The organism is Streptomyces sp. NPDC102283 (genome assembly GCF_044766265.1).
Taxonomy (GTDB): domain Bacteria; phylum Actinomycetota; class Actinomycetes; order Streptomycetales; family Streptomycetaceae; genus Streptomyces.
This window is the reverse complement of record NZ_JBIWLQ010000021.1, coordinates 88,420-106,967: the sequence shown is the minus strand read 5'-3', so window position 1 is coordinate 106,967 and position 18,548 is coordinate 88,420. Positions and strand designations below refer to the sequence as shown.

The window sequence follows — 18,548 nt, the reverse complement described above, 5'->3', positions numbered from 1 at the left end:
CTCCGAAGAAACCTCACTGCTGGGCCCGGAGTACGCTCCACCGTCGGCCGGCACCTCGGAACACGGGAGACCACCAGAGAGCGCGACCGTCGACAACACCACCGGCGCCCCCGCCCGCTCCGCATCGGTGCTGCGCAGCGGGGCCGTGATGGCGGCCGGCTCCGTCGTCTCGCGCGCCACCGGCTTCGTCCGCTCGGCCGTCGTCGTCGCCGCGCTCGGCACCAGCCCGACCGCCGACGGCTACGCGGTCGCCAACACCGTGCCCAACATCCTGTACATCCTGCTCATCCGCGGCGCGCTCAACGCGGTGTTCGTCCCCGAGCTGGTACGGGCGGCCAAGGAACACGCCGACGGGGGAGCCGCGTACACCGACCGGCTGCTCACCCTGTGCACCGTCGGCCTCCTCGCGCTCACCGGGTTCGCCGTGGCGGCTGCGCCCCTCATCGTCGGCGTGTACACCGACTACGACGGCCGCCAGGCCGAACTGACCGTCGCACTCGCCCGCTACTGCCTGCCGCAGATCCTCTTCTACGGACTCTTCACGCTGCTCGGCCAGGTCCTGAACGCCCGCGGCCGGTTCGGCGCGATGATGTGGGCCCCGGTCCTCAACAACATCGCGATCATTAGGGTGTTCGGGCTCTACATCGGCGTCGCCGCCGACTCCGACGGCGCCCTCTCCAACGCCGACGCCCACCTCCTCGGCTGGGGTACCACCGCCGGGATAGCCGTCCAGACCCTGGCCCTGATACCCGCCCTGCGCGCCGCCCGGTTCCGCTGGCGGCCCCGGTTCGACCGGCGCGGCAGCGGGCTGACCCGGCCGGTCCGCGCGGCCGGCTGGCTGGTGCTGCTGGTCCTCACCAACCAGCTCCCGCCGGAATCGTGCCGCCGACGGACCGCAGCCCGGTTGGCTACCGTCTCTATGACATCGGCGCACTGGCGCGCCTGGATCTGGTGCGCACCCTGCGTGACCTGGGGCTCGACCTTGCTGTCATCCGGCAGGTGCTGGACCGCGAGGTTTCGGTGCCGAGGTCGCGGCTGCACACGCCGACGCCCTGGAAGTACAGATCCGCACTCTCCGACTGCGGCGCGCGGTGCTGCGAGCGGTGGCCAAACGGGACTCCACCCCCGAGGAAATGGACCTCATGCACAAGCTTGCCAAGCTCTCCGACGACGAACGCCGACGCCTCATCACCGACTTCATCGACGACACCTTCGGTGGGTGCGACGCCCTCGTTGACCGTGCCCTCCACTCCGGAGCGGAGCGCGTAACGGGTTTTCCATTCGAGGGTCTGTTGTTCGGTGCGGACGTGGAGTTGCAGGTCGCGGAGCTCTCGAGGAGGGAAGCCCACGGTGCGGGCGTTGTCGGCGGTGGCGGTGCACTGGGTGCGGGCCGGGCAGGGGCGGCACTGGCTCTTGGTGAACCTGGCCACGATCAGCGGGGCCGCGGTGGGCGAGGAGGTCGGGTAGGGGCCATGCCAGCCCGCACTGACCTGGCCCTGGGGGCAGGTGACCTGCTGGAGGTTGTAGTCGATGTGGAAGTCGTCCCGGGCGAAACCCTTGGCCTGGCGATGCTGCCGGGTGGGGTTGGCCGGCAGCGGTCCGGTGACGGTGTGACCTCGTGTTCACGGGTGGCTTGTGCCAGGTGGGGCAGGGAGGTGTATTCGGCGTCGACCAGGTGCTCGGCGGGCAGCAGACCGCGGCGGCCCAGACGGGTGTGGATGCCGGGCAGGACCTGGCTGTCGTGGGTGGTGGCCGCAGTGGTGGCCACGTCCGTGATCACGTTGGGGCCGTCGGGAGCGCAGGTCTCGGTCAGGTGCGCGGCGAGCCCTTTCCAGCTGATGATGTGTCCGTGGCGTGCGTAGCGGGCCGAAGTGTCGTAGGGAGAGACGACAGCCCGGGACGAAGGCGGCAGTCCGGGCCCGTCTTCCTTCCCGGCGGTGCGCCAGCGCAGGCGTCCCGCGGTGTCACGGTGGTAGTTCTGCACCATGATCTGGCGCAGGGCCTGGATGCGGGGCCCGGCCGTGTGGTCTGTTCCGTGCCGGTAGAGGTGTTCCAGGAGCCGTAGGGCGTCGTTTCCGGTGGCGAGGATTCTGGTCTTGGGTTTGGTGGGGTTCTTGCCCAGGCGGACCGGTCGGCCGTAGCGGAGCCCCCAGTCCTCGTCGACCAGCTCGTCGAGCAGGTGAGGGGAGGTGCCGGCGACTTCTTCCGGGGCGGCGCGGACCGCTTCGGTGATCAGCTCCAGGCGGGACAGGTCGCGCACGGCGGCCAGGACGTGGGTGGAGTCGGTGCGCTGGGTAGTGCGCTCGTGCACCAAGCCGGCTTCCTTGAGGCGGGCCAGCGCGAGGTCGAGGAGGCGGTCAGCACGGTCTGCTTCGGCAAGACGGTCGCGGAAGTCGGCCAGCACGCTGTGGTGGAACCCGGGGCCGTCCAGCTCCATGGCCATGGCGTACGTGAAATCGATGCGGCAGCGGACCGACTCGGCGGCCTGCCGGTCCGACAGTCCGAGCAGGAACTGCAGCACGCAGACGGTGGCCAACTGGGAGGGCGACAGGCCAGGGCGCCCGTCACGCGGGTACCAGTCGGCGAAGTCCTCGTCGTGCCACAGCCCGTCCAGCCGGTCTCTCACCCACATCGCCGTAGTGCCACCCGGGTTGCTCGCCCGCGCGATCTGTGTGGTCAGAGAGGGGACTTGCTCACCGGAACGGGGGCGGAGCGACAACGGGCACCTCGACGATTCCATCGGTTACTGGAACAGCCCGAGCATGCCCGTTGATCACACTGCCGCACTGAGAAACTCCAAGATCCCCGACAGAGTCAAGCTAGAGGCGGGAGCGGCTGGTGATGACGAAAAACGCGTTGGGCATCGGCCACACCACCTGCTGGATCACGCGTTCCAGGTCTCGGCGGGTGCGATCGTCGGCGTCCTCGAACGACTACGAAACGGCCTGCGCCAGATCCAATACCGCAGCCGCCTCGTCGGTAGATGCCTCACCCGGAACAGGACTCACCCTAACGACAACGCGCCTACAACCGCAGTACTGGGCAAGCCGCTGCCGAAGGGCCGCCGTGCCTCACGGACGGCGGCCCTTCTCATGGTGCGCGGACCTGCTACTCGCCAGGCTCTACCTGGAAATGGCTGCCACTGAAGCCCGGCGGGTCGGTTTGGTCCCGTTTCAGCCTTGGTGTGGGCTCAGGTGCCGGGCGAAGCCTTTGGTCAGCAGGACACCACGGCCGAGACGGTGGCGGTCGACGGGGGCCAGCCCCACTGGTTCACGGAGAAGCCGCCGGTGACCGTCGAACCGCACGGCACGGTAGTGACGATACTGCCGACCGAGGTCGCGCCCGCCTGCACGAGCACGGTCGGGTTGATGGGCGCGATCGGAGCGCCGCCGACAACCGTGCCGGAGACCGTGAAGCCGACCTGCTGGGGCTGCCACCCGGAGTTGGCCGTGGCTGCGACCCCGTAGAAGCGCACCTGGTTGCCGTTCACCTCGACACAGGCTCTGGTCAGCAAGAACCCGGGCGCACCGGGGGTGCCGCAGGTGATGACGGGGCCGGCCGACCCGTTCGGCGCGGCGACGGCTTCCTGGCCGGTAGCCAGGGCAGCCAGGGTCGCAGCGGCGACCGCAACAGCGGCAAGACTCTTCATGGGGTCCCTCACTTTCGTTGCCCTCACTGGAGAGCAATGTGAAATGTCACATACCTTTCGGATGAATCATGGCAGTGCATCCAGGGGCAGCGCCGGATCCCGAGGTAGAAAGCGCTCTTTCTACTGGTTTCGGCCAACAACTGGCCTGAATGGCGCGTCAGTGGCCACGCGGGAAGTTGCCGCCCGTGCACCGGTGTCGGCGGTGAAGGAGGCGGTCGCACTCGAACGCGTTCCGGTGACGGGCCCGCTTATCCAAGCGGTCGATCTCCCGCGAGATCGAGACTGTCGGCCGATCAGGACCAAGGTCTGCTTTTCGTCGTGAATTACGCGTCACCGCACAGGTTTGGGACCGGTGTCCAGCTCGCCGTCCAGAAGGGCTTGGATGACCCTCTGAGTGCGGGCCCGCATCTCGTGGCCGAGGCCGGCGAGATTGCGGTCAAGTTCGGGCTGCGGCAGGTCAAGCACCTGCTTCATCTCGCCGACCAAGGTCGGCCATCGCGCCAGTGAGGCAGCCAGGTCCTCCACGTTGCCGAACCAGTCGGCCCCGCATGCACCCAGGACGAAGGCCATCAGGAGGACGGCCATGAGGGGTTCGCTGTCCAGCGCGGTGTGTCCGCCCATACCAGCGAAGTTCCTATTGCCGGTCATAGCGGCGACAGCCCGGCTGAAAACGGGGAGCTGGAGGAAGAACGCCGCAACTGATGAGCGAGCTTCCTCCCATTCGGTATCGGTGGCGTCGGTGAGTGCTTCGGTCATCCGCGGCAGGGAGACGAAGTCGGCAGCGCCGGCGAGGACGCTCGCCGGACCGGTCAGCCAGGGGGCCGCCAGTACGACATCAAAGGTGATGCCGGTCGGCAGTCGACGAGGGAAGTCGGGCGTGCGGCGCCAGACGGTCAGGGACTCCTCCGGCGAGGGAGTCGACGCGGCGAACCATGCGGACATGAGCTCGGGCTCGCTGGTCGTGGTGCAGGTCTCCATGAGCCCCTCCCCGGCCGATATCCGATCCATGAGCACGCACGGTGCGTCCGACGTGACCGAGTGCAGCGGAAGGCTCAGGGGGGTGAACAGGTCTTTTCGCTAGACCCGTGAGCGCCTCCCGCCTGACCTTCACCCGCCCTTTTGACGCCTGCTGCCGTCTCACCAGCGCTTTCGCTGACGACGCCTCACGCAGTCCGCGAGATGACCGCTGCGGTGAGCTGACACCAGTCGGTAAGAGGGGGTATCCGGTGAGCCGCAGCCCGATGAGAGCTCTACGCGAGGGCCGAAACCGGACCCAGGCGAAAGCGGTTGACGAACTCAACACCCTGGCGGAACGGCTTGCTGCCGAAGGGCGGGTCTCGAAGCCCCCTACCTTCACCGTCCGTCAGATGTCGAAGTGGGAGAGCGAGACAAAGCCGCGTCCCTACCCCCATCCGGATACACGGGTGGTCCTTGAGCTGTACTTCCAGCGACCAGTTGAGCAGCTCGGGCTCCGCCCGAGTGCCGGAGAAGCTGATCCCGGTGGCTGTCACGCCCAGCACGACGGTGCGCACGTCGTCCGTCACGGGCGCGCATGGCATCGGTCATCCGGGTAACCGTTCGAGGCGGTCCTGACGATCCGGCACCCCCGGGGCTACCCTGCGGCGGGAGATCCGTTGACTGGAGGTACGTATGCGCCGTTCCGTCGGCCGGAACACGTCGCTGTTGGCCGTCCTCGCCGTGGTCGCGTCGCTGGGAGCCGCCGCCCCGGTGGCCTCGGCACCATCCACCGCCCCACCTCCCGCACCGCCCAAGTCCCCGGTGGCGGTGGGCCACGGGGGAGCGGTGGCGAGCGTCGACCCGGACGCGTCGGCCGCCGGGATCGAGGTACTGCGCAAGGGCGGCAACGCGGTGGACGCGGCGGTGGCCACGGCCGCCGCGCTCGGCGTGACCGAGCCGTACTCGGCGGGCATCGGCGGCGGTGGCTACTTCGTCCACTACGACGCGAAGAAGCGCACCGTGCGAACGATCGACGGCCGCGAGACCGCACCGCGCAGCGCGGACGCCGCACTCTTCCTGGAGAACGGCAAGCCGATCCCTTTCGAGGAGGGCGTGACCAGCGGCCTCGGAGTCGGCACCCCCGGCACCCCGGCCACCTGGGAGCGGGCCCTGGACGCGTGGGGCAGCAAGTCCCTGCGTACGCTGCTGAAACCGGCCGAACGCCTGGCCCGGAACGGCTTCGTCGTGGACGGCACCTTCCGCTCGCAGACGGCCTCCAACCAGGCCCGGTTCGCCGACTTCCCGGCCTCCGCCGAGCTGTTCCTCCCGGGCGGTGAACTCCCCGTCGTCGGCTCCGTGTTCAAGAATCCCGACCTGGCCCGTACGTACGCCAAGCTCGGCCGCGAGGGTGTCGAGGAGCTCTACCGGGGCGAGTTGGCCGACGACATCGTCCGGACCGTGCGCAAGCCGCCCGTCGACCCGGACGCCACCCGGGTGGTGCGGCCCGGCGATCTGACCCGCGAGGACCTCGCCGCCTACCGGACCCTGCGCAAGGACCCGACGAAGGTGAAGTACCGGGGCCTGGACGTCTACGGCATGGCCCCCTCCTCGTCCGGCGGCACCAGCGTCGGCGAGGCCCTCAACATCCTGGATTCCACCGACCTTTCGCGTGCCGACCGGGTGCAGTACCTCCACCGCCTGATCGAGGCGAGCCGGATCGCGTTCGCCGACCGGGGGCGCTGGGTCGGCGACCCCGCGTTCGAGGACGTCCCCACGAAGGAACTGCTGAGCCAGCGGTTCGCCGACGCCCGGGAATGCCTGATCCGGGACGACAAGGCGCTGACCAGCCCCCTGGCGCCGGGCGACCCGCGCGACCCCGTGCGGTGCGGCAGCGGCGGCACGGCCGCGCCCACCACGTTCGAGGGCGAGAACACCACGCACCTGACGACGGCCGACAAGTGGGGCAACGTCGTCGCCTACACCCTGACCATCGAGACCACCGGGGGCAGCGCCATCACCGTGCCCGGCCGCGGCTTCCTGCTCAACAACGAACTGACCGACTTCTCCTTCGCTCCCGCCAATCCGGCCGTGCACGACCCGAACCTCCCGGGACCGGGCAAGCGGCCGCGCTCGTCGATCTCCCCGACCATCGTGCTGAAGCACGGCAAGCCGGTGCTCGCCCTCGGCTCGCCGGGCGGGGCCACGATCATCACGACCGTGCTCCAGTCGCTCACCGGACACCTGGACCGGGGGCTCCCGCTGGTCGACGCGATCGCCGCGCCGCGCGCCAGCCAGCGCAACGCGCCGACGACGGAGATCGAGCCGGAGCTGTGGAACAGCCCGGTCCGCGCGGAGCTGGAGAAGCTCGGCCACGCCTTCAAGCAGAACCCGGAGATCGGGGCCGCCACCGGGGTGCAGCGGCTGGCCGACGGACGCTGGCTGGCGGCGGCGGAAAAGGTGCGCCGGGGTGGCGGCTCGGCCATGGTGGTGCATCCGGGCGGCGGTCACTGAGCCGGCCGGACGAAGCAGGGGCCCCGGGGCCGGTACCGCGCGACACCGTGCTCGGTGCCGGTCCCGCGGCCTTGGCGCGCCCGCCCGGGTCGAGCCGGGCGGGCGGGGGAGGGGCGTCGCTCCAGGGGACCCGTACGGGTCCCTCGTCCACGGGAAGGGCCCTTCCGCACGATGCGCACTCGCATGCTCGCCCTGACATCAGCCGCCTGCGGCGCGGCACTGCTCCAAGCGGCGGCGCTGCCCGCGTCCGCCAACGGTTCGGGGACCGGCCAGGGGCCGGAAACGGCCGGAGTGGGCGCCGCCGGAAGGGGCGCGACCGCCGCCGAACTGCTGGCCGGGGTCCGCGCCTGCGCCCGGATCTCGAAAGGCGCCTACCGTACCGACAGCGGCAGCCCCGAGGCGACGGTGCCCGTCTGCGGAACCGAGGAAGCCGTCTTCTGGAAGGCGGACATGGACATCGACTGCGACGGCAGGAAGACGAAGGCCTGCAACAGGAAGACCGATCCGTACTTCCTGCCGGAGACCGCGTTCCAGAGCTCCCGCGGCGAACCCCTGGACTCGGCCGCGCTCCCCCATGTGGTCGTACCGGGCCCGAGCAAGGTATGGGACTACCGGAAGTCGGGGCTCACCGGCGGCAGCGTCGTGGCGGTCGTGTACCGGGACCGGGTGCGGTACGGGGTGATCGGTGACACCGGCCCCACGGGCATCATCGGGGAGGCGTCGTACGCCATGGCGAAGGCCCTCGGCATCGATCCCGACCCCTCGACCGGAGGAGCCGAGTCAGGCGTCACCTACATCGCGTTCAAGGACTCCCGCGTCTCCCCGATCGAGAGCCGCGCACGGGCGCGGAGCCGGGGAGCGGAACTGGCCCGGGAGTTCGTCGGGCGCTGATTGTGCCGGGCCGGATCCTCCGCGGGGCGTGGCCCGGCACAATGACGGCATGATCGGCAAGCGCACCACGCACCGCACGGCGGACGGCGCCCGCATACCGGGCACTTGGCGTCACGCCTTCATCAACAACGGCGGGAGTTACTACCTCACCGACCTGTTCATCTACGCGGACGGCCTCATCGACTGCTGGGGCCTGGTCACGGTCGAGGAGTTCGAGCGGAAGCTCCACTCCGGCTGGGTCGCCACCCGCCTCCCGGAAGGGGCCGAGGCGTCCGCGCACGGGCTGGCCTCGTGGAAGTTCGGCGAGACGTGGACCTGGCTCACCCCCGAGCTGCTGCTCGCCGAGGTCCGGGACACCCTCGACGAGCTGAACGGGCGCCCCGACTCCACCGGCAGATGCCTGGCCGCCGTCGACGCGTTCCTGGCCGACCGGTCCGAGGCGAACCGCGCCGCCGCCAGGGCCGCCTACCTCGCCGTCCCGAAGACCCGGCGCCACTACGCGCTGGGGGACATGGACCGGAAGGACCAGCCGCTGCGCGCGCTGGTGGCCGGGCCGGGCGGCACGCTGGAAGGCAGCCCCGACGGAGTCGTCACGCAGGAGACCCACGACGAGGCCATCGCCTACTTCGAGGAGCGCGCACGGCTGATCGCGGAACTGCCGTCCCGGACGCCCGCGGACGGCCCGGCGGTCTCGCACGCGCCCGCGCTCCACCTGCCGCACTCCTACCCGAGGCAGCGGACCGAGAGCCCCGGCAAGGTGGGGCTGCGCAACGACTACCCCGCGCCCATCGATGTCGACGGCACCGTCTACGCCTCCGTCGCCCACGCCTACTGGGCCCTGTCGGTCGCCGACCCCGCCGAGCGGGCCGCCGTCGCGGCGGCGGACACGGCCCACGCCGCGAGCGAATCGGCCGCCGCCGCCGTACGGCGCGACGGCTGGGAGCACGCCCGCGCCGCCGTCATGGCCGCGCTGCTCCGCGCCAAGTACGCCCAGCACCCGGACCTCGCGGAGATCCTGCTCGCCACCGACGACGCCACCCTCGTCCACGACGAGGCCGGCTCCCCGTTCTGGGGCGACAACGGCGGAGGGGGACGCAACTGGGCCGGGCGACTCCTCGAACTCGTCCGTTCCGAACTGAACGCCCGGCGAGCAGGCCTCATGTGACGGGCGGCTCGCTCACAGCGCGGTGAGGACGCGCGGTCCGTCGTTCGTGATCGCCACCGTGTGCTCGGCGTGCGAGGCCCGGCTGCCGTCCGTCGTCCGCAGCGTCCAGCCGTCCTCGTCGTGGCGGAACTCGTCGCCGCCGCCGGCGATCAGCATGGGCTCGATCGCCAGGACCATGCCGTGCCGCAGCGCCATGCCGCGCCCCGGCCGTCCCTCGTTCGGCACGGACGGATCCTCGTGCATGGACCGGCCGATGCCGTGGCCTCCGTATCCCTCCAGGATGCCGTAGCCCGCCTTCCGGCATACCGTGCCGATCGCGTGGGCGATGTCGCCGATGCGGTTGCCGACCACCGCCGCGCCGATCCCGGCCGCCAGCGCCTCGTTCGCGGTGTCGATGAGCCGGGTGTCGGCGGGGCGGGCCTCGCCCACGGTGAAGCTGATCGCCGAGTCGCCGGCCCAGCCGCCCAGGAGAGCTCCCGCGTCCACGCTGACCAGATCCCCGTCGCGCAGCGGATCGGCCGAGGGGATGCCGTGCACGATCGCGTCATTGACCGAGACGCAGATGACGGCCGGGAACGGGGTGGGCGCGAAATGCGGCTTGTAGTCGAGGAAGGGCGAGGATGCTCCGGCTTTCGCCAGCACCTCGCGGGCCGCCTCGTCCAGGTGGCGGGGGGTCACGCCGACCGCCGCCACCTCCCGCGCCCGGGTCAGGATCTGCGCGACGACCCGGCCAGCCTCGCGCATCGCTGCGATGTGTGTGTCTGTCTTGATGTGCACCATGCCCATTACTATACCGGTAGAAGCGGTATAGTAATGACGGTATAGAAATGGCATTCCGTAGTAGGGTGGGTCCATGGTCCGTACCCCTCTGACACCCGAAGAGCGCCTGCGCGGCGAACGGCTCGGTGCGCTGCTCCGCGCGGCGCGCGGGGAGCGCAGCATGGCCGCCGTCGCCGCGAGCGCCGGAATCTCCGCGGAGACCCTCCGGAAGATCGAGACCGGCCGCGCACCCACTCCCGCCTTCTTCACCGTGGCCGCCCTCGCGGGTGCGCTGGGCCTCTCCATGGACGAGATCCTCGGCCGCTGCGCGCCCGAACCGGCAGCCACCCCGCTGATCGCGTGATGCCTTTCGCCAGGGCCTGACAGGCGGGTCGCCCCCCCGGGGCGCGTAGAGTCGCGCCGTGACTCTCCAGGACTTCGCGCGCAGCGAGTACGTCAGCCTGACCACGTACCGGAAGAACGGCACACCCGTCGCCACGCCCGTCTGGGCCGCCGTCGAGGGTGATGTGCTGTACGTCTGGACCCGCTCCGACTCGTGGAAGGTCAAGCGGCTGCGCAACAACGGCAAGGTCGTCGTCACCGTCTGCGACGTGCGCGGCAGGATCGCCGAAGGGGCCCCCAGCACGGAGGGCGCGGCGAAGCTGCTCGACGAGGACGGCACCCGCGCGGCGCGCAAGCTGCTGGCCCGCAAGTACACCTGGAAGTTCTGGCTCGTCGACTGGCCCGCGACCGTGGCCCGGCTCGGAAAGCGCCCGCACACCGGGATCGCCATCACGTTCTGATCCCGGCCGCCGCCGGAGCGCGAAGGGGCGTACGGGCCGGGCGACGTGCTCCCGCCGCAGCGTGCCCGAAAGCCGCGCGTAGCCGTCCCGTAACACGCCTGCGGTCGAATGCCTCCGGACTGGAAGGCTCCAGTCGACGGTCGGCGAGGGCGACGATGACGGTGCATCAGCAGGCGTACGAAGTAGGCGTGTTCGCGGGGTACCTGCGGGAACTGGTGGCACGACTGGACCCCGGGCGGGGCTGGTACGGGGTCTTCGCCCGGCGTGACCCGGTCGGTATGCGCTCCTGCCTGGACGGGGCCGAGGTCCCGCCCTGGGACGTGGTGGAGTCGCTGCTCGCGGACCTCGCCGCCCTGCACGGCGCCCGGTTCGCCGAGCAGCTCTCGGTCCGGGCCGCCGCGCTCCACTCCGCTTCCGCCGCCACCCACGATCGCCGGCCCGGCGGACGCCAGGAGCTCGTCCACCGGCTGGAGTTGATGGTCCGCGAGCGGCGGCGGACGGCGGAACGCCTGCGCGACGCCGGGCCGGGCGGCCCGTACCCGGCCGAACCGGAAGCGCTGGCCTGGGCCCGCGACGACCACGAACGGGCCACGGCCCGCTGCGCCGAGCTGCGGGGGCGACTGGCCGCCGTGACGGTTCCCGAGGGCCGGCCGCGGGTCGAGGACTTCTACGGGCCGCCGCCCGGGTGCGTCGAGGGGACCCGGCCTGACGCCCCGGCCCCCACTCGCACTTCCCCTGACACCCCGGCCCGCACCACTCCCGCACCCCGGCGCAGGAAGCCGCGGGGCGCCCGGTTCGCCGGTCTGGAGGTCGACGAGGAGGAGGCCGCCGATCACGCCCCCTCGCCGCTGCCCAATCCGCCCGCGCCCTCGCGCTCGGGCGCGCCCGCCCCGCGCGGCGCGCGCTTCGGTGGCGGCGCGGGGGAGGAGAACCGCGAGGGCCGGGGCGCGGCCGGGCGGGACCGTGCGTCGCAGGCCGTGCCGGACCCGGCCGCCGGGCAGGCCGTCGCGGGGGCAGTCGCCCGACTGGTCCGGCTGCGTGCCGAAGGCCGCAGCGGTGAGGCGCACGGGGTGCTCTGCGAGGTCGCCGCCTGGCCCGCGCCCCGGCTGCCGGTGCTCGCGGTCGCCCTGTACCGCGCCGGCCTCGCCGCCGACTGGACGACCCTGCTCTGGGAGGCGTCCTCGCTGCCGCCGGCCGGATTCGCCGCCGTGGCGGGCGCTCTGGCCGCCGCCGGGCGGGAGGCGGACTGCGGGCTCCTGTTGCGTCAGGGCGTCGCCCGGCCCGCCGCCGAGGTGGCCGAGGCGGTGCTCGCCCTGGACGGCGTCGGCCGGAAGCGGGAGGCGCGGGACCTGCTCGGCGCCTTCGTCCGCGTACACGCTCCGCGGGAGGCCGCCGAGCTGGCCGGGACCGGCGGGACCCGGCTGCTGCCGCTCCTTCTGGCGGCGGCCCGCGAGGTGTCGGTGGAACGGGAGTGGGACCTGGTGCACGCGCTGCGGGTGGCGGGAGTGCCGGGCGTCTGAGGTCCTCAGGCGTGTTCCGAGGCCCCCGGAGGCGTCGTGAACACCACCGGAGACCGGGACCGTGTCCGTTGTGGACCGGTCGAGTGCGAAACATGATCGACTCCGCCGGTTCACGGCGATGGTCTTGCCCCGCCGGACGGAGGGGCTTACGTTCTCCATCCATGCACCGATCTACGTGCGTAGAGAACGTAGAGGCTCTCTGACGCCGCGTCGAAGGAGCAGCTCATGTCCCACGTCGTACGCGCCGCACTCGTCCAGGCGACCTGGACCGGCGACACCGAATCCATGATCGCCAAGCACGAGGAACACGCGCGCGAGGCCGCCCGGCAGGGCGCGAAGATCATCGGCTTCCAGGAGGTGTTCAACGCCCCCTACTTCTGCCAGGTCCAGGAACCCGAGCACTACCGCTGGGCCGAGCCGGTCCCGGACGGGCCGACCGTCCGGCGCATGCGGGACCTGGCCCGCGAGACCGGCATGGTGATCGTCGTCCCGGTCTTCGAGATCGAGCAGTCCGGCTTCTACTACAACACCGCGGCCGTGATCGACGCCGACGGTTCGTATCTCGGCAAGTACCGCAAGCACCACATCCCGCAGGTCAAGGGATTCTGGGAGAAGTACTACTTCAAGCCCGGCAACGCCGGCTGGCCGGTCTTCGACACCGCCGTCGGCAAGGTCGGCGTCTACATCTGCTACGACCGGCACTTCCCCGAGGGCTGGCGTCAACTCGGACTTGGCGGAGCCCAGTTGGTTTACAACCCTTCGGCCACCTCGCGCGGGCTCTCCAGCCACCTCTGGCAGTTGGAGCAGCCGGCCTCCGCCGTGGCCAACGAGTACTTCGTCGCCGCGATCAACCGGGTCGGCCAGGAGGAGTACGGCGACAACGACTTCTACGGCACCAGCTACTTCGTCGACCCGCGCGGGCAGTTCGTCGGGGACGTGGCCAGCGACAAGGAGGAGGAACTCCTCGTCCGCGACCTGGACTTCGACCTGATCGAGGAAGTCCGGCAGCAGTGGGCCTTCTACCGCGACCGAAGGCCCGACGCCTACGACGGGCTGGTGGAGCCGTGACCGGACTGCACGAGCGCCACCTCGCCGTCAGCCCCGAGTGGCTGGCCCTCTACTACCGCCACCCCCTGGAACTCACCCACGGCGAGGGCCGCCACGTCTGGGACGCGGACGGCAACCGCTACCTGGACTTCTTCGGCGGCATCCTCACCACGATGACCGCCCACGCCCTGCCCGAGGTGACCAAGGCGGTCGCCGAGCAGGCCGGGCGGATCATCCACTCCTCCACCCTCTACCTCAACCGCCCCATGGTGGAGATGGCCGAGCGGATCGCCACCCTCTCCGGCATCCCCGACGCCCGGGTGTTCTTCACCACCTCCGGCACCGAGGCCAACGACACCGCCCTGCTGCTCGCCACCGCGTACCGCCGCTCCAACCAGATCCTCGCGATGCGCAACAGCTACCACGGCCGCTCGTTCTCCACGGTCTCCATCACCGGCAACCAGGCCTGGTCGCCCACGAGTCTGTCCCCGCTCCAGACCCTGTACGTCCACGGTGGCGTCCGCACCCGGGGACCGTACGCAGAGCTGAGCGACGAGCGGTTCATCCAGGCGTGCGTCGCCGACCTGGAGGACCTCCTCGGGCACACCCGCGACCCCGCGGCCCTGATCGCCGAACCCATCCAGGGCGTCGGCGGCTTCACCTCCCCGCCCGACGGCCTGTTCGCCGCGTTCCGGGAGGTGCTGGACCGGCACGGGGTGCTGTGGATCTCGGACGAGGTGCAGACCGGCTGGGGCCGGACCGGTGACCACTTCTGGGGCTGGCAGGCGCACGCCGAGCACGGACCGCCGGACATCCTCACCTTCGCCAAGGGCATCGGCAACGGCATGTCCGTCGGGGGAGTGGTGGCCCGCGCGGAGGTGATGAACTGCCTCGACGCCAACTCCATCTCCACCTTCGGCGGTTCGCCGGTCACCATGGCCGCGTCGCTCGCCAACCTCTCGTACCTCCTGGAGCACGACCTCCAGGGCAACGCGCGGCGCGTCGGCGGGCTCCTCATCGAACGGCTGCGGGGCATCGCCGCCGCATCGCCCGCCGTGCGCGAGGTGCGCGGCCGGGGCCTGATGATCGGCATCGAGCTGGTGAGGCCCGGCACCGACGAGGCCGCCCCGGCGGCCGCGGCGGCCGTGCTCGAAGCGGCCCGCGCGGGCGGTCTGCTCCTCGGCAAGGGCGGCGGCCACAGCACCAGCGTCCTCAGGATCGCCCCGCCGCTGACCCTGACCGTCGCCGAGGCCGAGGAAGGCGCGGCGATCCTCGCGGACGCCCTGCACGCGGCGGGCTGACCCCGCCCGACGGGGCCCGTACGTCTACGAACCGCGCGGGGCGGCCCCGGCCGTACGCCCGGAGGGGGCCGCCCCGAGTTAAGGAGACATGCATGAGCCGCACCGTCATCCACGGTGGCCTGGTCATCACCGCGTCCGACGAGATCCACGCCGACGTGCTCGTCGAGGGCGGCCGGATCGCCGCCCTCGCCGCCCACGGAACCGACGCAGCCGAGAGCTGGAGCGCCGACCGGCGGATCGACGCGACGGGCAAGTACGTCATCCCGGGTGGCGTCGACGGGCACACCCACATGGAGATGCCCTTCGGCGGTACGTATGCCGCCGACACCTTCGAGACCGGCACCCGGGCCGCCGCCTGGGGCGGCACCACCACCATCGTCGACTTCGCGATCCAGAGCGTGGGCCGCTCCCCGCGCGAAGGCCTCGACGCCTGGTACGCCAAGGCCGACGGCAACTGCGCGATCGACTACGCCTTCCACATGATCCTCGCGGACGTGAACCCCTCCTCGCTCAAGGAGATGGACCTCCTCGTCTCCGAAGGGGTCACCTCCTTCAAGGGTTTCGTTCGGTCGCGTGACCAGGGATTCTCTAGCGGAGTAGGCCGTGTGCCGTGCGAGGTGGCGGCGTGAGGGGGCCGACGGGCCGGGGCCACGCCCCGGCCCGCGTCGGTGGCGGGCTGGTCAGTGGTCGGCGTGAAGGGAAGGTTGGAGAATGACTCGGACTCTGATTACCGGTGGTCTTGTGATCACGGCCGCGGACGAGGTGCATGCGGATGTGCTGATCGAGCATGGCCGGGTGGTGGCCTTGGCCGCGCCGGGTTCGCAGGAGTGGGTGGCGGAGCGGGTGATCGACGCGTCGCAGAAGTACGTGATCCCGGGTGGGGTCGACGCGCACACGCATATGGAGCTGCCGTTCGGCGGCACGTTCGCTTCGGATACGTTCGAGACGGGGACGCGGGCGGCGGCGTGGGGCGGGACGACGACGATCGTCGACTTCGCGGTGCAGTCGAAGGGGCAGGCGCTGCGGGCTGGTCTGGATGCCTGGATGGAGAAGGCGGACGGGAACTGCGCGATCGATTACGCGTTCCACATGATCATGTCGGACGTCAACGAGTCGACGCTGCGGGAGATGCCGAAGCTGGTCGAGATCGGTGTCTCCTCGTTCAAATTGTTTATGGCGTATCCGGGTGTCTTCTATTCGGACGACGGCCAGATTCTCCGGGCCATGCAGGTGGCCGGCGACACGGGCGGGCTGATCATGATGCACGCGGAGAACGGCATCGCGATCGATGTCCTGGTGGAACAGGCTCTGGCCCGGGGTGAGACCGATCCCCGGTATCACGGGGAGGTCCGTAAGGCGTTGCTGGAGGCGGAGGCGACGCACCGGGCGATCCAGCTGGCCCGGGTCGCGGGCAGTCCCCTGTATGTCGTGCACGTGTCCGCGGAGGAGGCGGTGGCGGAATTGGCGGCGGCGAGGGACATGGGCCTGCCGGTCTTCGGTGAGACCTGCCCGCAGTACCTGTTCCTGTCGACGGACAACCTTGCGGAGCGGGACTTCGGGGGCGCGAAGTATGTGTGTTCGACGCCGCTGCGGCCGAAGGAGCACCAGGCGGCGTTGTGGCGGGGCCTGCGCACGAATGACCTTCAGGTGGTCTCCACCGATCACTGCCCGTTCTGCTTCACCGGTCAGAAAGACCTGGGCCGGGGCGACTTCTCGAAGATCCCCAATGGGTTGCCGGGAGTGGAGAACCGGATGGACCTTCTCCATCAGGCGGTGGTGGACGGGCACATTTCCCGCCGTCGCTGGATCGAGATCGCGTGCGCGTCCCCGGCCCGGATGTTCGGCCTCTACCCGCGGAAGGGCACGATCAGCCCCGGTGCGGACGCGGACATCGTCATCTACGACCCGCATGCCACGCAGGTGCTGTCGGCCGAGACCCACCACATGCACGTGGACTACTCGGCGTATGAGGGGAGGAGGGTGACCGGCCAGGTCGAGACCGTCCTTTCACGGGGTGAGGTGGTGGTGGATCAGCGGAAGTACGTGGGTCACGCGGGGCACGGGGCGTTCCTGCCACGTGGTCTTTGCCAGTACCTGGGCTGAGCGACCCGGGTTTCGTTCCCTGTCGACTCAAAACTTTGGAGGTTCCGCGTGGACTTCGGACTTGTCCTGCAGACCGACCCTCCCGCCTCGCAGGTTGTCGGGCTGATGCGTCGGGCGGAGCGCAACGGTTTCCGCTACGGCTGGACCTTCGACTCGGCGGTGCTGTGGCAGGAACCCTTCGTCATCTACAGCCAGATCCTCGAACACACCACCAAGCTGCACGTCGGGCCCATGGTCACCAACCCCGGCACCCGCACCTGGGAGGTGACCGCCTCCACCTTCGCCACCCTCAACGACATGTACGGCAACCGCACCGTCTGCGGCATCGGCCGCGGCGACTCCGCCATGCGCGTCGCCGGCCGCAAGCCCAACACCCTGGCCCGTCTCGGCGAGGCCATCGAGGTCATCCGCGACCTGGCGGAGGGCCGCGAGGCCGAGGTCGACGGCAACCCGATCCGGATCCCGTGGGTGAGGAACGGGAAGCTGCCGGTCTGGATGGCCGCGTACGGCCCCAGGGCGCTCGCGCTGGCCGGGCAGAAGGCGGACGGGTTCATCCTCCAGCTCGCCGACCCCTTCCTGACAGAGTGGATGATCAAAGCGGTGCGGCAGGCTGCCACCGACGCGGGCCGCGACCCCGATGCCCTCACCATCTGCGTCGCCGCCCCGGCGTACGTCACCGCGGACAACTCCCCGCAGGCGTTGGCCCATGCCCGCGATCAGTGCCGCTGGTTCGGTGGCATGGTCGGCAACCACGTCGCCGACCTGGTGGAGAAGTACGGCGAACACTCGGGAATGGTCCCCGAGGAGCTGACGGCCTACATCAAGGACCGCCAGGGCTACGACTACGGCCACCACGGCCGCGCCGACAACCCCGATACCACCTTCGTCCCCGACGAAATCGTCGACCGCTTTTGCCTCCTGGGCACCGCCGAGGCTCATGTCGGGAAGCTCCAGCACCTGCGCGACCTCGGCGTGGACCAGTTCGCCCTCTACGACATGCACGACAACCGCGAGGGCACCATCGACGCCTACGGCTCCACCGTCATCCCCGCCCTCCGCTGACAAAGTCGTTCGGATACAGGTGGACTACGGCCGTCCACCTGTTCCCGATGCCCCACCATGCCGAGTGCGTCGCGATCCTTGAGCCCGCCGCAAAGGGCGTCTGACCTGCGGCTTCGCCGAGTGTGCGTTATGTGCGCTGTGGGCGTTAGGGGCGATGTCTCAACGCATATTCGACGCACGTTGGGCCCTTCTGACGCACGGTTGACGCACGTTTTGGCGTCGGCGAGTTCCTTGTCGGTGGGGATGTGTTCGCCGCGGTCCTGTTCTTGAAGGACGAGGAATCCGACGCTTTCGCCTTGGGCGGTGATGGTGAAGTGCGGTGGTGCGCTGCGGCGACGGTGGGGTGGGGGAGCGCCTTGCGTGGTTCCGAGTGCTGTCTTGTGGCCTTGTGATTCGGTGGCGATGATGAGGGCCTGGATGATCCGCAGGGCTCGGCCTTGGATGGATTTGGTGAGCCCCACGGGCTGTGGTCGTTGTTGGAGGGCGGCCACAAGGGAGTGGGGTCTGGTGAGTCTGGCCGGAACGGGGAGCGGGGTGAGTTCGGCGAGGCGCCAGGCGGGGATGTCGACGAGTTTGATTTCGTAGCCGCGATGGGTGCGGTATGCGTAGAGCTCTTGTGTGCGCGGGATCTTGCCGGACTTGCGGGCGGTGTCCACCCGCGATGTTCAATTCACTGCGTGTGGGCCGGGTTCGATGGGCTTGATGAGGCAGTCGTCGTTCGCGGCCAGGTCTTCGAGGAGTTGGTCTGTTTAGACCGTGTCCTATGTGGTGAGTCTGGGT

Annotated in this window: 14 protein-coding genes and 4 pseudogenes; 13 read left to right on the top strand and 5 right to left on the bottom strand. The window is 70.3% G+C overall.

Annotated elements, in window-relative coordinates; translation table 11 throughout:
- Positions 1–19 precede the first annotated feature (19 nt).
- Positions 20–868 (top strand): annotated as a pseudogene (gene murJ, locus ACIRJT_RS32130) (murein biosynthesis integral membrane protein MurJ); the annotation flags it as partial.
- A 5-nt stretch (positions 869–873) separates the two neighbouring features.
- Positions 874–1,229 (top strand): annotated as a pseudogene (locus ACIRJT_RS32125) (MerR family transcriptional regulator); the annotation flags it as partial.
- 60 nt (positions 1,230–1,289) lie between these two features.
- Here ACIRJT_RS32125 and ACIRJT_RS32120 read toward each other — a convergent pair.
- From ACIRJT_RS32120 to ACIRJT_RS32105, 4 genes and pseudogenes are all read right to left on the bottom strand, one after another.
- Positions 1,290–1,532, bottom strand: a pseudogene (locus ACIRJT_RS32120) (transposase); the annotation flags it as partial.
- Positions 1,433–2,626, bottom strand: coding sequence for a transposase (locus tag ACIRJT_RS32115; protein WP_403916174.1), 1,194 nt, complete (start codon positions 2,624–2,626; stop codon positions 1,433–1,435). The pseudogene ACIRJT_RS32120 and the gene ACIRJT_RS32115, both read right to left, overlap by 100 nt.
- 588 nt (positions 2,627–3,214) lie before the next feature.
- Positions 3,215–3,649 (bottom strand): hypothetical protein, encoded by a 435-nt coding sequence (locus ACIRJT_RS32110; RefSeq protein ID WP_403916171.1) that lies wholly within the window; start codon positions 3,647–3,649, stop codon positions 3,215–3,217.
- Positions 3,650–3,979: 330 nt separating this feature from the next.
- On the bottom strand, positions 3,980–4,627 hold the full coding sequence (locus tag ACIRJT_RS32105; protein ID WP_403916168.1) for a hypothetical protein: 648 nt from the start codon (positions 4,625–4,627) through the stop codon (positions 3,980–3,982).
- A gap of 672 nt (positions 4,628–5,299) precedes the next feature.
- Here ACIRJT_RS32105 and ggt point away from each other — a divergent pair.
- The 3 genes from ggt to ACIRJT_RS32090 all read left to right on the top strand — a co-directional run bounded on the left by ggt (position 5,300) and on the right by ACIRJT_RS32090 (position 9,173).
- Positions 5,300–7,117 (top strand): gamma-glutamyltransferase, encoded by a 1,818-nt coding sequence (ggt, locus tag ACIRJT_RS32100; RefSeq protein WP_403916166.1) that lies wholly within the window; start codon positions 5,300–5,302, stop codon positions 7,115–7,117.
- Positions 7,118–7,288: 171 nt separating this feature from the next.
- Positions 7,289–8,008 carry a glycoside hydrolase family 75 protein gene (locus ACIRJT_RS32095; protein ID WP_403916164.1) on the top strand — a complete coding sequence of 240 codons (720 nt, stop codon included), beginning with the start codon at positions 7,289–7,291 and terminating at the stop codon, positions 8,006–8,008.
- Between the two features lie 49 nt (positions 8,009–8,057).
- A complete protein-coding gene (locus tag ACIRJT_RS32090) occupies positions 8,058–9,173 on the top strand; it encodes an NADAR domain-containing protein (RefSeq protein WP_403916161.1) in 1,116 nt (371 codons plus the stop codon).
- 12 nt (positions 9,174–9,185) lie between these two features.
- Here the strand turns inward: ACIRJT_RS32090 and map are convergent, their stop codons facing one another.
- Complete coding sequence (gene map / locus ACIRJT_RS32085) at positions 9,186–9,953, bottom strand: type I methionyl aminopeptidase (protein WP_403916158.1); 768 nt, start codon at positions 9,951–9,953, stop codon at positions 9,186–9,188.
- 73 nt (positions 9,954–10,026) lie between these two features.
- Here map and ACIRJT_RS32080 point away from each other — a divergent pair, with 73 nt between their 5' ends.
- The 8 genes and pseudogenes from ACIRJT_RS32080 to ACIRJT_RS32045 all read left to right on the top strand — a co-directional run bounded on the left by ACIRJT_RS32080 (position 10,027) and on the right by ACIRJT_RS32045 (position 17,768).
- Positions 10,027–10,296 (top strand): helix-turn-helix domain-containing protein, encoded by a 270-nt coding sequence (locus ACIRJT_RS32080; protein WP_371626848.1) that lies wholly within the window; start codon positions 10,027–10,029, stop codon positions 10,294–10,296.
- Positions 10,297–10,354: 58 nt separating this feature from the next.
- Complete coding sequence (locus ACIRJT_RS32075) at positions 10,355–10,735, top strand: PPOX class F420-dependent oxidoreductase (RefSeq protein WP_403916156.1); 381 nt, start codon at positions 10,355–10,357, stop codon at positions 10,733–10,735.
- 155 nt (positions 10,736–10,890) lie between these two features.
- The gene (locus tag ACIRJT_RS32070; RefSeq protein ID WP_403916153.1) at positions 10,891–12,255 is read left to right on the top strand and encodes a hypothetical protein; all 1,365 of its coding nucleotides are present in this window, start codon (positions 10,891–10,893) and stop codon (positions 12,253–12,255) included.
- 225 nt (positions 12,256–12,480) lie between these two features.
- On the top strand, positions 12,481–13,323 hold the full coding sequence (locus ACIRJT_RS32065; RefSeq protein ID WP_018961446.1) for a nitrilase-related carbon-nitrogen hydrolase: 843 nt from the start codon (positions 12,481–12,483) through the stop codon (positions 13,321–13,323).
- The gene (locus ACIRJT_RS32060; protein ID WP_403916151.1) at positions 13,320–14,603 is read left to right on the top strand and encodes an aspartate aminotransferase family protein; all 1,284 of its coding nucleotides are present in this window, start codon (positions 13,320–13,322) and stop codon (positions 14,601–14,603) included. Before ACIRJT_RS32065 ends, ACIRJT_RS32060 begins: the two co-directional genes overlap by 4 nt.
- A gap of 92 nt (positions 14,604–14,695) precedes the next feature.
- Positions 14,696–15,169: pseudogene (locus ACIRJT_RS32055) on the top strand (amidohydrolase family protein); the annotation flags it as partial.
- A 145-nt stretch (positions 15,170–15,314) separates the two neighbouring features.
- Positions 15,315–16,706 carry a dihydropyrimidinase gene (hydA, locus tag ACIRJT_RS32050; RefSeq protein WP_403916149.1) on the top strand — a complete coding sequence of 464 codons (1,392 nt, stop codon included), beginning with the start codon at positions 15,315–15,317 and terminating at the stop codon, positions 16,704–16,706.
- A 48-nt stretch (positions 16,707–16,754) separates the two neighbouring features.
- Positions 16,755–17,768, top strand: coding sequence for a TIGR03842 family LLM class F420-dependent oxidoreductase (locus ACIRJT_RS32045; RefSeq protein ID WP_403916145.1), 1,014 nt, complete (start codon positions 16,755–16,757; stop codon positions 17,766–17,768).
- Positions 17,769–18,548 lie beyond the last annotated feature (780 nt).